This is a genomic window from Tranquillimonas alkanivorans (assembly GCF_900115595.1).
In the GTDB taxonomy this organism is placed as follows: Bacteria; Pseudomonadota; Alphaproteobacteria; order Rhodobacterales; family Rhodobacteraceae; genus Tranquillimonas; species Tranquillimonas alkanivorans.
The window spans coordinates 98596-112385 of sequence record NZ_FOXA01000001.1; the positions used below are offsets into that span (position 1 = coordinate 98596).

Annotated in this window: 11 protein-coding genes; 8 read left to right on the forward strand and 3 right to left on the reverse strand. The window is 69.8% G+C overall.

Going from position 1 to position 13790, the window contains the following annotated elements; translation table 11 throughout:
- Positions 1-120 precede the first annotated feature (120 nt).
- Positions 121-960 carry a universal stress protein gene (locus BM162_RS00525; RefSeq protein ID WP_093416291.1) on the forward strand — a complete coding sequence of 280 codons (840 nt, stop codon included), beginning with the start codon at positions 121-123 and terminating at the stop codon, positions 958-960.
- 16 nt (positions 961-976) lie between these two features.
- On the opposite strand, the gene fnrL is transcribed toward BM162_RS00525, so the two are convergent.
- Entirely contained in the window at positions 977-1717 is a 741-nt protein-coding gene (gene fnrL, locus BM162_RS00530) for a transcriptional regulator FnrL (protein WP_093416293.1), read from the reverse strand.
- A gap of 58 nt (positions 1718-1775) precedes the next feature.
- On the opposite strand from fnrL, the gene hemN reads away from it, so the two are divergent.
- Together hemN and BM162_RS00540 are read left to right on the forward strand one after the other, a co-directional pair.
- Positions 1776-3131 carry an oxygen-independent coproporphyrinogen III oxidase gene (gene hemN, locus BM162_RS00535; RefSeq protein WP_093417714.1) on the forward strand — a complete coding sequence of 452 codons (1356 nt, stop codon included), beginning with the start codon at positions 1776-1778 and terminating at the stop codon, positions 3129-3131.
- Positions 3132-3188: 57 nt separating this feature from the next.
- Positions 3189-4511, forward strand: a complete 1323-nt coding sequence (locus BM162_RS00540) for a cytochrome-c peroxidase (protein WP_093416296.1) — start codon at positions 3189-3191, stop codon at positions 4509-4511.
- 188 nt (positions 4512-4699) lie between these two features.
- Here the strand turns inward: BM162_RS00540 and BM162_RS00545 are convergent, their stop codons facing one another.
- Complete coding sequence (locus tag BM162_RS00545; protein ID WP_093416297.1) at positions 4700-6280, reverse strand: CRTAC1 family protein; 1581 nt, start codon at positions 6278-6280, stop codon at positions 4700-4702.
- Positions 6277-7560 (reverse strand): ROK family transcriptional regulator, encoded by a 1284-nt coding sequence (locus tag BM162_RS00550; protein ID WP_093416299.1) that lies wholly within the window; start codon positions 7558-7560, stop codon positions 6277-6279. Before BM162_RS00550 ends, BM162_RS00545 begins: the two co-directional genes overlap by 4 nt.
- 197 nt (positions 7561-7757) lie before the next feature.
- Here BM162_RS00550 and xylF point away from each other — a divergent pair, with 197 nt between their 5' ends.
- From xylF to xylA, 5 genes are all read left to right on the forward strand, one after another.
- Positions 7758-8789, forward strand: a complete 1032-nt coding sequence (gene xylF, locus BM162_RS00555) for a D-xylose ABC transporter substrate-binding protein (protein WP_093416301.1) — start codon at positions 7758-7760, stop codon at positions 8787-8789.
- 97 nt (positions 8790-8886) lie between these two features.
- Entirely contained in the window at positions 8887-10182 is a 1296-nt protein-coding gene (locus BM162_RS00560; protein WP_093416304.1) for a sugar ABC transporter permease, read from the forward strand.
- Complete coding sequence (locus BM162_RS00565; protein ID WP_093416307.1) at positions 10182-10952, forward strand: ATP-binding cassette domain-containing protein; 771 nt, start codon at positions 10182-10184, stop codon at positions 10950-10952. Before BM162_RS00560 ends, BM162_RS00565 begins: the two co-directional genes overlap by 1 nt.
- Entirely contained in the window at positions 10952-12388 is a 1437-nt protein-coding gene (xylB, locus tag BM162_RS00570; protein WP_093416310.1) for a xylulokinase, read from the forward strand. Before BM162_RS00565 ends, xylB begins: the two co-directional genes overlap by 1 nt.
- 2 nt (positions 12389-12390) lie before the next feature.
- Positions 12391-13695 carry a xylose isomerase gene (gene xylA / locus BM162_RS00575; protein WP_093416313.1) on the forward strand — a complete coding sequence of 435 codons (1305 nt, stop codon included), beginning with the start codon at positions 12391-12393 and terminating at the stop codon, positions 13693-13695.
- The last annotated feature ends 95 nt before the right edge of the window (positions 13696-13790 follow it).

Sequence of the window (13790 nt, forward strand, 5' to 3'; positions counted from 1 at the left end):
CGGGCCGCACCTTGATCCACATCAAGGGTCCCCGCCTATCCCGTTGACCTGCATCAAGGCGGGGTGTGGCCCGTTCGGCGCACGCTTGAACGTGCAGTCCGAATGTCAGGAGAAGCTGAAATGTCCGTGAAATCGATTCTCACCGTGGTGAAGGACCCCGGTGCGGATGCCCAGGCGCTTGAGGCGTCGGCCGCCATGGCCTCGGCCCGCGACGCCCACCTCAAGGTGCTCTGCCTCGGGCTCGACCGGACACATCCCGGCGTCTACTATGCCGGTGCCAACGCCATGGCACTCAAGCACAACCTCGACCAGGCCAAGGACGAGGCGCAGGAGGCCGAGACCGCCGTGCGCACCCGCCTCAAGGCCGAGATGATCGCCTGGGAAGCCGCGCCCGCCGTCGCCCAGCTTGAAACCGTCGCGGCGCTGGTGGCGCAGGAGTCGCGGTATGCCGATCTCGTCATGCTGCCCCGCCCCTACGGCGAAGACCGCGGCGCCGAGGATGTCGCCGTCGCCGAGGCCGCCCTGTTCGGCGGGCGCGCCCCCGTCCTCGTGGTGCCGCCCGCGCAGACGATGAACGTGTCGCCTCGCAACGTGCTCGTGGCCTGGGACGAAAGCGCCGAGGCGCTTGTCGCCGCGCGCCGCGCCCTGCCCTTCCTGCAACAGGCGGACCGGGTGACCGTCACGCTCGTCGATCCGCCCGCGCACGGCCCCGAGCGGTCGGACCCGGGCGGTCCGCTATGCCAGATGCTGGTGCGCCACGGCGTGAAGACCGAGGTTTCGGTGCTGGCCCGCACGATGCCGCGCGTCTCGGACGTGCTGATCCGCGCCGCCCGCGACACCGAGGCCGACATGATCGTCATGGGGGCCTACGGACACTCGCGCTTCCGCGAATCGATCCTGGGCGGTGCGACCCGCCACATGCTGGAACAGGCGGACCTGCCGGTGCTGATGGCGCACTGACCCACGCCCCAGCGGCTCAGATCAGCAGGCCGCCATCGGCGTCGTCCCCGGTTTCGGCCAGCAGACGGTTGAAGTCGGGGACCAGGACCTTGCGCTTGCCCTCGAGCGCGATGACGTTGTCGCGCTTGAGCGCCGAGATCTGGCGGCTCACCGTCTCGATCGTGAGTCCCAGGTAATCGGCCATCGCCTCGCGCGTCAGCGGCAGTTCGAAGCGGGCGCCGTTGGCGGCCTTCGACATCCTGAGCGCCGCCTCGCGCCGCGCGATGATGGCCATCAGGCTCGCGATCTTCTCGCGCGCGGTCTTGCGCCCCAGGATCAGCATCCACTCGCGCGCCGCGTCCAGTTCGTCCAGCGTCATCTCGAGCAGGCGCTGCGCCACGTGCGGCGTCGTCTCGATCAGCTGCTCGAAGGGCTTCCGGCGGAAGCAGCACAGCGTCACGTCGGACACGGCGGTGACGTCATAGGCCGCCTCTTTCCGCCCCGGACGCCCCAGGAAGTCCGACGGCAGGAGCAGGCCCACCATCTGCGTACGCCCGTCTTCCATCGCCTGGCTCAGCGTGGCGATGCCGGAGACCACCGAAGCGACGAAATCCATCTGGTCGCCGCCCCACACGATGTGTTGGCCGGACTCGAAGTGCCGGTAGTACTTGATCTCCTCGAGCCGCTCCAGTTCGTCGGGCTCGCAGCGAGCGCAGACTGCCCTGTGGCGGATCGGGCAGGCGGCACAATCATTTGCGTCGAAAACGAGTTCGGCCATGGGTCACTTTTGATGCAGGTCAAGGAGCGGGCGTTCAGTCGCGTTCAAGGGTATGCGCATGACCGTGCTTTCGCAACTGACCGCGCTCGGGCTCTTCGACGCGCGCGTGCCCCGCTACACCAGCTATCCCACCGCGCCGCACTTCTCCGGCCGCGTCAACGCGGACGACCTGTGCGCATGGATCGGCGCCGTTCCCGAGGGCGCACGGATATCTTTGTACGTGCATATACCGTTCTGCAGGCGCCTGTGCTGGTTCTGCGCCTGCCGCACGCAAGGAACCGCTACCGGCGCGCCGCTCGCCGGCTACCTCGACAGTCTCGAGGCCGAGCTTGCGCTTCTGGGCGAAATCCTGCCGGCGGGCGTCACTCTGTCGCGGCTTCACTTGGGCGGCGGCACGCCCACGCTGCTCGATCCCGACCAGATTCGCCGCCTGACCGGCGCGATCTATGCGGTCGTGCCGCGCGCGCCCGGCAGCGAGGTCTCGGTCGAGATCGATCCGAACGAGATCGGCGCCCCTCGGCTCGACGCGCTGGCCGAGGCCGGGCTCACCCGCGCTTCGGTCGGGGTGCAGGACTTCGACCCCGAGATCCAGGAGACGATCGGCCGGCTGCAAAGCTACGAGGCCACGCTGACCGCCGTCGACGGACTGCGGGCACGCGGTGTGGCGAGCCTGAACGCCGACATCCTCTATGGCCTGCCGCACCAGACGCCCGCCCGCATCGCCGACAGCGTGCAGAAACTTCTGTCGCTCTCGCCCGACCGGGTCGCGCTCTTCGGCTACGCCCACGTGCCGTGGATGGCGCGGCGGCAGTCGGTCATCCCCACCGACGCGCTGCCCACCCCGCAGCAGCGGTTCGAGCTGTTCCGCACCGCCCGCCAGCTCTTCCTCTGGGACGGCTACGGCGAGATCGGCATCGACCATTTCGCCCGGCCCGGCGACGGGCTCGACATCGCGCGGCGCAAAGGCACGCTGCGCCGCAACTTCCAGGGCTACACCGACGACGACGCGCAGGTGCTGATCGGCCTCGGCGCTTCCGCCATCTCGCGCTTCCCGCAAGGCTACGCTCAGAACGCGCCCGCGACCTCGGATTACCAGGCGCTTGTGCGGGACGGCGGCTTCGCCACGGCACGCGGGCACGCCTTCTCGGACGAGGATCGCCTGCGCGGCGCGGCCATCGAGGCGCTGATGTGCGATTTCGCCGCCGACGCCACCCGCCTGGCCCGGCGCACCGGTCTGCCGGAGTCGCGCTTCGCCGCCCTGCTGGCCGAACTGCCGCGCGCCTTCCCCGGCCTGCTCGACCACGAGGCGGGTCGGGTGCGCATCCCGCCGGACGTCCGTCCGCTCACCCGCGTCATCGCTCGCGCGCTCGACGCCTACGCGGTCAGCCCCACCGGCCACAGCCTGGCCGTCTGACCCGTTGCACCCGCCCCCTCCCCGCGCGATGCTGCGCATCCAAGGGGAGGCTTCGGGATGAGCATACGCACGGCCATTGCACTGGCGCTGACTGCCTGCGGCACCGGCGCGGCGGCGGGCGATCTGCCGCCGCCGGTGACCGACGACATGTACATCGACGTGGCGCGGGACGAGGCCAAGCTGGGCCAGCTTCTGTTCTACGACCCCGTCCTTTCGGGCAACCGCAACATCTCCTGCGCCACCTGCCACCACCCCCGCTTCGGCACCTCGGACGGGCTGCCGCTGGGCATCGGCGAAGGCGGCACGGGCCTTGGCCCCGAACGCACCGTCGATGCGGCCAACGCCCCCGAAGAGCGGGTGCCGCGCAACGCCCCCGCCCTCTTCAACCTCGGCGCGCACGAGTTCACGCGCCTCTTCGCCGACGGCCGGGTCGAGGTCGACGCCTCCCGCCCCTCCGGCATGCGCACGCCCATGGAGGACGAGATGCTCGCCGGCTTCTCGGGCCTTCTGTCCGCGCAGACCATGTTCCCGGTCCTCAGCCAGGACGAGATGGCGGGCCACTACTCCGAAAACGACGTGGCGCAGGCCGCGCGGCAGGGCTTCATCACCGGCCCGGGCGGTGCATGGGACCGGCTGGCGCAGCGCGTCTCGGACATCGACGCCTACCGCCAGCGGTTCGAGGCGGTGTATCCCGACATCGCCGCGGGCCGCCCCGTCGATTTCACCGACATCTCCAACGCCATCGCCGCCTTCATGGCCTGGGAATGGCGCAGCGACGACAGCCCCTTCGACGCCCACCTGCGCGGCGACGCGTCCCTGACCGGCGCCGCGCTGCGGGGGATGGAGCTGTTCTACGGTGACGCCGGCTGCGGCGCCTGCCATTCCGGCCCGTTCCTCACCGACCACGACTTCCACGCCATGGGCGTGCCGCAGATCGGCCCCGGCAAGGCCGCCCGCTTCGAGACGCACCAGCGCGACGTCGGCCGGATGCGCGTGACGGGCCGCGAGGAGGACGCCTACCGCTTCCGCACCCCGTCGCTGCGCAACGTGGCCGACACCGCGCCCTACGGCCACACCGGAGCATTCTCCGACCTCGCCGCCTTCGTCGCCCACCACGCCGACCCGGCAGGCACGACCTTCAATCTGCGCGCGGTCGGCCTGCCCCCCGGCATCGGCGACGGCGCGGATTTCGAGTTGTGGAGCGACCCCGGCGAGCGCGCCGCGATCCTCGCCGCCGTCACCACCGCACCGGTGAAGCTGAGCGAAACCGACGTCGCCGACCTCGTCGCCTTCCTCGAAACCCTCTCAGATCCCGTCGCGCTCGAAGGTCGCCTCGGCGTGCCCGACGAGGTCCCCAGCGGCCTGCCGGTGGATCGGTAGCCGGGCGGGCCGGAAGCATCCTGACGCGCCCCGCATCGCGGAGCCGCAGAAGACGCGCCGAACCGCCCTCCGCCGTCAGCACCGCTCTCCTGCGAACGCACGCTTCACGCCACTCCCCCGCCCGGGCCTCTGGCCCGGGCAGCGCCCGGCCGCCCCCAACGGGCGGGCCCTGCCCTCAGATCGGCGCGTTACCGACGACAGGCCTCGCTCCTTGACTTCGCCCCACCCGCCGGGCCGTCAGTGCGACACCGTCGCCCCGGCAGCGGCAGCGTCACCACCCGGTTCGCCTCGACCGCCTGCCACGGGCCCGCCTTGCCGCCGGGCCGGAGCACGCGCAGCTCGGCCCGTGTCGCCTCGCCCAGCCCGAAATGATGCGGCACCGCCTGTCCGCCGGCATGGCCACCGCCGACCGTGACCTCGCGGGTCATCACCCGGCCGTCCGGCAGCCGCAGCTCGATCCACCAGCCCACGCCGCGCGGGTTCGCCCCAGGCGAGGCAAGCTCCACCGCCAGCCAGTTTCCGGCGGCGGTGGCGTTCTCGTATACCTCCAGCGGCGCGCGGCGGTTCACGACCACCAGGTCCAGCCGTCCGTCGCGGTTCAGGTCGGCGAGCGCCCCGCCCCGGCTGCGCGCCACGCTGGCCACTCCGGCCCCCTCCGCCGCCTCGGAAAAGGTCCCGTCCGGCGCCTGCATTAGCAGGTTGTTGGGGTCCTTCGCCGCGTTCGAGGGCATCTGGTCGACGTTGCCCTTGGCGATGAACAGGTCGTCGCGGCCGTCGTTGTCCACGTCGCCGAACTGCGCATGCCAGCCGGTCGAGGGCCGCCCGTCATCCCCCAGGAACGGCCGGTGCGCGTAGGTCCCGATCGAGAACGGCGCGTTGCGATAGCCGCCGCCCGGCTCGGCCAGTTGCAGAAGCTGGTCGCCCATGGAGGTCGTCATCACCTCGGGCCAGCCGTCCCCGGTGATGTCGCGGCTCGCGATGCCCATGCCCCACAGCGACACCTCGGGCCAGCCGTCGCTTTCGCCCAGCAGCCGCAGGGGATAGAGCCGCCACATCTGCTCGGCCCCGCCGCGCACGTAATAGTGCCGGTCATTCGACACCCGCAGGTCCTGCGTGCCGCTGCGCGTCCAGTCGGTGAACAGCATCGACAGGGCGCAGAAGCCCGGCTCCAGCGTCACCGGCGCAGCGTACCGCCGCCCCTCGGGCCGGTGCAGCGCGTTTCCGTCGCAGGTGCCGAACGGCCCCTCCGGGTCGTCACGGTCCACGTAGTTGCCGATGGCCAGGGTCGGGAACGCCTCCTCCGCCTCCCACGTCGCGGCGAAAGAGATCGACCAGGCGTCGCCGCCGTCGAAGCCCCATTCATCCGAGGCATCATCGAACCGGCACGCCCCCTGCCCGCGCAGCAGCATGTTCGCCCCGACCCGCAGCACGGCGAGGTCCAGCAGCCCGTCGCCGTCGATGTCGAGCGGATAGGCGCCCGTCACCCCGGTCAGCGGCGCCACGCCGTCCCCGAGCGTAAAACGCAGCGCTCCGCCCGGCGCATCGGTCGCGTTCACGAACAGCCGCGCGGGCCCCTCTCCGCCCGCCACGAAGAGGTCGGAGTAGCCGTTGTCGTCGCAGTCCATCACCGCTACACCGCCGCCGACGAAGTGCTCCCATCCGCCGGAATAGACGTGCTCCACCGGCAGGTCGGCCGAGCGATCCACGAACACCGGCTCTCCGGCCAGCGCCGGAGACGCCGCCAGCGACAGGACCAGCGCCGCCCTCATTGCGCCGCCACCAGGCCGGCGGGGCCCAGCCGCTCGGCCGTGACCTGCGACAGCGCCAGCGCCGCCGCCCCGCGCGCCCAGATCAGGTCGCCCCAGGCGTGGATCTCGACCCGCGGGGCGGGCCGGTCGATCTGGATCGCCGTCGCCTGCATCTCTGCCAATACCTCGTCCGCGTAAAGATAGTCGTAACGCATCCGCTCCCCCGACAGGATCACCAGCTCGGGATCGAACAGGTTCACCACGTTGGCAAGCCCCAGCGCCAGGTATCGCCCCGCACGCTTGAAGATCGACCGAGCCGCGACGTTCCCCCCCTTGGCGTGGTCGTACAGCGTCTCCAGCAGCACCGCCGGCGGCGTGTTCGTCGCCTGCACCCAGTCCAGCGCGGTCGAGGCCTCGCGCACCAGCGCGTAGTCGGCGACGTAAGCCTCCAGGCAACCGCGCTGCCCGCAGCGGCACAGAGCGCCGTCCAGGTGCACCTTGGTGTGGCCCAGCTCGGTCCCCAGCCCGCGCGCCCCGCGATAGAGCCTGTTGTTCAGCACCAGCCCCATGCCCACGCCGTGCTCGATGGTGACGACGGCGAAGTTGCCCACGCCGCGCCCGTCGCCGAACCACAGCTCGGCCAGCGTCACCAGGTTGGCGTCGTTGTCGATGGTCACCGGCAGGCCCAGCCGCGCCTGTGCCGCCTCCCGCAGGGGCAGGTTCGCGCCGTCGATCAGCGGCGACCACAGCACGATCCCGTGGTCGCTTTCGATGAAGCCCGGCACGCCCAGCCCCACCGCCAGGATGCGTTCGCGCGGCAGCCCGGCCTTTGCCAGCACGTCGTCCAGCAACCGCGCCGTCTGCTCCAGCGTCTGATCGAGCGTCAGGCGCGCGGCGGCGGCGGGCACCGACACGTCGGCCACCGCCCGCCCCGCGAAGTCGTGGATCACCGCCGTGTGCGCCGTGCTCGACACCTTGATGCCGGCCACGAACCCCGCCTGCGGCCGGACCGCCAGCGACACCGGGGGCCGGCCTCGTCCGCCCTCGCTCTCGCGCGGCGGCTCGACCTCCTCGAGGTAGCCGGCCGCGATCAGCTCACCGGTCGCGGCGGTGACCGAACCGGGGCTGACGCCCAGGCACCGCGCCACGTCGGCCCGCGACAGCCGGCCCTGGGCGCGCACGCAGTCGAACACCTGCTGGCGCAAGGGCGCCGCATCGCCCGCGGCGCGCTGCGGGCTGAGCGGACCGCACCCGACAGCCGGCTCCGAATCAGTGACGAGGTCAATTAGTTCGTCCGCCATACCAATCCCTGCTCGAAATCCCGGACCTGCCCGGCTGGGCGGCAGGATTCCGTCCTCCTCGCGCAGAAGGTAAAAAGTTGTGCAATGATTGGGAAGTTTTTTATTTTGACAGCTGAATTAATTAACGGCATTGTCCCGCATGCACTTGTAACTGTGTGCCGCCGGCGTGCGGCGGCAGCTTTAGGGGGAGGATACCCATGCGTCTGACACTCATGGCAGCGGCCGCGCTGTCCACCAGCCTCACGTCCGTGGCGTTCGCGCAGGACGACCCGATCACCGTCGGCGTCAGCTGGTCGAACTTCCAGGAAGAGCGCTGGAAGACGGACGAAGCCGCGATCCAGTCCGCGCTGGAGGAAGCCGGCGCAGAGTACATTTCGGCCGACGCGCAGTCGTCGTCGTCGAAGCAGCTGTCCGACATCGAGTCGCTGATCGCCCAGGGCGCCGACGCGCTGATCATCCTCGCGCAGGACAGCCAGGCCATCATCCCCGCCGTGCAGCGCGCCGCGGACGAAGGCATCCCGGTGGTGGGCTACGACCGACTGATCGAGGACCCGCGCGCCTTCTACCTGACCTTCGACAACGTCGAGGTCGGCCGGATGCAGGCCCGCGCCATCCTCGAAGAGCAGCCCACCGGCAACTACGTGATGATCAAGGGCTCGCCCACCGACCCGAACGCGGACTTCCTCCGCGGCGGCCAGCAGGAAGTGCTCCAGGACGCCATCGACGCCGGTGACATCACCATCGTCGGCGAAGCCTACACCGACGGCTGGCTCCCGGCGAACGCGCAGCGCAACATGGAGCAGATCCTGACCGCGCAGGGCAACGACGTGGACGCCGTCGTCGCCTCGAACGACGGCACCGCCGGCGGCGCCGTGGCGGCGCTGACCGCGCAGGGCATGGACGGCATCCCTGTCTCGGGCCAGGACGCCGACCACGCCGCGCTCAACCGCATCGCGCAGGGCACGCAGACGGTTTCGGTCTGGAAGGACAGCCGCGATCTGGGACGCGAGGCCGGCAACATCGCCGTGCAGCTCGCCCAGGGCACCGAGATGTCCGAGATCGAGGGTGCCGAGGAGTGGACCTCGCCCGCCGGCACCACCGTCTGGGCCGAATTCCTCGAGCCGGTTCCGATCACGCAGGACAACCTCGAGGTCGTCGTGGACGCCGGCTGGATCAGTCAGGAAGCGCTCTGCCAGGGCGTCGAGAACGGCCCGGCCCCCTGTAACTGAGGCCACGCCAGATCACCGCGCAGTCCCGGCATCGGCCGGGGCTGCGCCTTCGGTCCATCGCGGACCCCTCCCCTCCTTCTGACATCCGGAACGCCCGATGACCGATACCGTCTCCCAGACGTCGACGCCGCAGAAGCGCAAGCTGCTGGACACGCTGGAGCTGGACACGAGGCTTCTGGGGATGATCGGCGCGTTCATCCTCGTCTGCATCGCGTTCAACGTCCTCACCGACGGCCGCTTCCTCACGCCGCGAAACATCTTCAACCTGACGATCCAGACCGTCTCGGTCGCCATCATGGCCACCGGCATGGTCTTCATCATCGTCACCCGCCACATCGACCTGTCCGTGGGCTCGCTGCTGGCCACCTGCTCGGCCATCATGGCGATGACGCAGACCGTGGTGCTGCCCGACTGGCTGGGCCTCGGGCTCGGCCACTGGGCCATCGCCCCCGGCGCGATCATCGTAGGCCTGATCGCCGGCTGCCTGATCGGCGGCTTCCAGGGCTGGCTCGTCGGCTACCTCGGCATTCCGGCCTTCATCGTGACGCTGGGCGGCCTGCTCGTCTGGCGCAACGTCGCGTGGTACCTGACCAACGGCCAGACCATTGGGCCGCTCGACGACAGCTTCGTCATCTTCGGCGGCATCGGCGGCACGCTGGGCGAAACCTGGAGCTGGATCTTCGGCATCGTCGCGCTGGCCTTCGCGCTGTTCTCGCAGTGGCAGGGCCGCCGCTCGAAGATCACCCACGACTTCCCGGTCAAGCCGCTCTGGGCCGAGGCGCTGCTGGCCGCGATCTACGCCGTCGCGATCCTGGGCTTCATCTGGCTGCTGAACTCCTATGACATCCCGGAGAACCGGCTCGAGCGGATGTTCGAGGCCCGCGGCGCGGTCATGCCCGAGGGCTATACCGAGGGCTACGGCCTTCCGATCTCGGTCCTGCTGCTGATCGGCATCGCCATCGTGATGACGCTGGTGGCCCGGCGCACGCGGCTCGGGCGCTATATCTTCGCAACCGGCGGCAACCCCGACGCGGCCGAGCTGTCGGGCATCAACACCCGCCTTCTGACGGTCAAGGTCTTCGCGATCATGGGCGCGCTCTGCGCCGTCGCCGGCCTCGTCGCCTCGGCTCGCCTGTCGTTCCACTCCAACGACATCGGCACCCTGGACGAACTCCGCGTGATCGCGGCGGCCGTCATCGGCGGCACCGCGCTCTCGGGCGGGATCGGCACGATATACGGAGCCATCCTCGGCGCGCTGATCATGCAGTCGCTGCAATCGGGCATGGCCATGGTCGGCGTCGATGCCCCCTTCCAGAACATCGTCGTGGGCAGCGTTCTCGTGCTCGCCGTGCTCATCGACATCATCTACCGCAAGCGGACAGGAGCGAAGTGATGGCAACCGAAGTGCGCCGCGACGGCACGCCCCTGGTCGAGATGCGCGACATCTCGGTCGCCTTCGGCGGGGTCAAGGCCGTCGATCACGTCAGCGTCGATCTCTATCCCGGCGAAGTCGTCGGCCTGCTGGGCCACAACGGCGCGGGCAAGTCCACGCTGATCAAGTGCCTGTCGGGCGCCTACCAGGCCGACGGCGGCGAGATCTACGTGAACGGAGAGAAGGCGACGATCAACAACCCCCGCGACGCCCGCCGCTACAACATCGAGACGATCTACCAGACGCTCGCTCTGGCCGACAACCTCGACGCGGCCTCGAACCTCTTTCTCGGGCGCGAACTGACGACGCCGATGGGCTTCGTCAACGATGCCGCGATGGAGGCCGAGACGCGGAAGATCATGGGTCGGCTCAACCCCAACTTCAAGAACTTCACCACGCCCGTCGCCTCGCTCTCGGGCGGGCAGCGGCAATCGGTGGCGATCGCGCGCGCGGTCTATTTCAACGCCAAGATCCTGATCATGGACGAACCCACCGCCGCGCTCGGTCCGCAGGAAACCAAGATGGTCGCCGAGCTGATCGACGAGCTCAAGCGCCAGGGTCTGGGCATCTTCCTGATCGACCACGACATCCATCAGGTGAAGGCGCTCTGCGACCGGGCCAGCGTGATGAAGAACGGGCAGCTCGTCGGCACCGTCCACGTGGACGAGGTGACCGAGGACGACCTGCTGGGCATGATCATCCTGGGCAAGCAACCCGAGAAGGCCGCCTGATGTATCTGGGTCTGGACCTCGGCACCTCCGGGCTGAAGGGCCTGTTGATCGACGATGACCAGAGCATCGTCGGCGAGGCCAGCGCGCCCCTCACGGTCAGCCGCCCCCACGGCGGCTGGTCGGAACAGACCCCCGCCGACTGGATCGGCGCGGCCGAGGCCGTGATGGACGCGCTCGCCGCGAAACACGACCTGTCGGCGGTGAGGGGCATCGGCCTGTCGGGGCACATGCACGGCGCGACCCTGCTCGATGCCGCCGACGACGTGCTGCGCCCGTGCATCCTGTGGAACGACACCCGCAGCCATGCCGAGGCCGCCGAGATGGACGCCGACCCGCAGTGGCGCGAGATCACCGGCAACATCGTCTTTCCCGGCTTCACCGCACCCAAGGTCGAATGGGTCCGCCGGAACGAGCCCAAGCTTTACGACAAGATCGCCAAGGTGCTTCTGCCCAAGGACTATCTGCGGCTGTGGCTGACGGGCGAGCACGTGGCCGAGATGTCGGACGCGGCCGGGACAAGCTGGCTCGACACCGGCAAGCGGGACTGGTCCGACGCGCTGCTCAAGGCCAGCGGCCTGACGCGGGACAACATGCCCCGGCTGGTCGAGGGCTCCGAGGTCTCGGGCATCCTGCGGGGCGAACTGGCGCGGCGTTGGAGGCTGTCCGACGGCGTCGTCGTCGCGGGCGGCGGCGGCGACAACGCGGCCTCGGCCATCGGCGCGGGGGCGGTGCATGACGGGCAGGCCTTCCTGTCGCTGGGCACCTCGGGCGTGCTGTTCGCCGCCAACGACGGCTACCGCCCTGACCCGGCGACCGCGGTGCACACGTTCTGCCACGCCCTGCCCGGCACCTGGCACCAGATGGGCGTGATCCTGGCGGCGACCGACACCCTGAACTGGCTGGGCCGCTTCACCGGACAACAGCCAGCCGAGTTGACGAACGCGCTCGGCAAGTTGCAGGCGCCCCGCCGCACGCTGTTCCTGCCCTATCTCGGCGGAGAGCGGACGCCCCACAACGACGCCTCGGTGCGGGGCGCCTTCGTCGCGCTCGACCACTCCACGGATACCGAGGCCGGCACGCGCGCCGTTCTGGAGGGCGTCGCCTTCGCCTTCCGCGACTGCCGCGACGCGCTGGCGGCGACCGGGACGAAGATCGACCGCGCGCTGGCGTTGGGCGGCGGTTCCCGCTCGGACTACTGGCTGGCCTGCCTGGCGACCGCGCTCGACACGCCGCTCGACGTTCCGGCCGCAGGCGACTTCGGCGCGGCCTTCGGCGCCGCCCGGCTGGGCCTGATGGCAGCCACCGGAGCGGGCGCCGAGGCGGCGACACAGCCGCCCGTGGCCCGCACGATCGAGCCCGACACCTCTCTCACGGCGGCCTTCGACGAGGGCCACGCCCGCTACCGCGCCGCCTACCAAGCACTCAAGGAATTCTGACGATGACCGACTTCTTCGAGGGGATCGCCCCCGTCCGCTTTGAGGGACCCGAAACCGAAACCGACCTGGCCTTCCGCCACTACGACCCCGACGAGGTGGTGATGGGCAAGCGGCTGGAAGATCACCTGCGCTTCTCGGTCGCCTGGTGGCACTCCTTCGCGTGGCCCGGCGGCGACCCGTTCGGCGGCCAGACCTTCCAGCGCCCCTGGTTCGGCGACACGATGGAACTGGCGAAGATGAAGGCCGACGCGGCCTTCGAACTGTTCGAGATCCTCGGCCAGCCCTTCTTCTGCTTCCACGACGTGGACATCCGCCCCGAGGGTGACAGCTTCGCCGAGAGCGAGCGGAACCTGCAGGAGGTCGTCGATTACATCGGCACCAAGATGGAGACGGCCAAGACCAGGCTGCTGTGGGGCACCGCCAACCTCTTCACCCACCGCCGCTTCATGTCCGGCGCGGCCACCAACCCCGATCCGGACGTCTTCGCCTATGCTGCCGCCACGGTGAAGTCCTGCATGGACGCCACCAAGAAGCTCGGCGGGCAGAACTATGTCCTGTGGGGCGGGCGCGAGGGCTACGAGACGCTTCTGAACACCGATCTCACCCGCGAGGCCGAGCAGATGGGCGCGTTCCTGTCCAAGGTCGTGGACTACAAGCACAAGATCGGCTTCGAAGGCGCGATCCTGATCGAGCCCAAGCCGCAGGAGCCCACCAAGCACCAGTACGACTACGACGTCGCCACGGTCTACGGCTTCCTCAAGCGCTTCGGGCTGGAAAACGAGGTGAAGGTCAACATCGAGCAGGGCCATGCCATCCTGGCCGGCCACTCGTTTGAGCACGAACTGGCCATGGCCGCGTCGCTGGGCATCCTCGGCTCCATCGACATGAACCGCAACGACTACCAGTCGGGCTGGGACACCGACCAGTTCCCCGACAACCCGCGCGAGGTCACGCTGGCCTATTACGAGGTTCTGAAGGCCGGCGGCTTCACCAGCGGCGGCACGAACTTCGACGCGAAACTGCGCCGCCAGTCGCTGGACCCGGTGGACCTGGTCGCGGCGCATGTCGGCGGCATGGACGTCTGCGCGCGGGGCCTGAAGGCGGCCGCGAAGATGCTGTCGGACGGCTTGCTGGAATCGGCCCGCGCGGCCCGCTACGCCGACTGGGACGCTTCGGACGCGCAGGAAATGCTGGCCAAACAGGGGCTGGACGCGATCCACGACACCGTCGTGAAGGCCGACCTGCGGCCCGAGCCGCGCTCCGGCCGGCAGGAGATCCTGGAAAACGTCGTGTCGCGCTACGTCTGACGGCGGGCGACATTCGGCAGGCGGGAAACGGTCGCTTCGGCGGCCGTTTTTCTTGGGCGGCGGGCGTCGGAGTGGGGGCTCTGCCCCCACTCCCC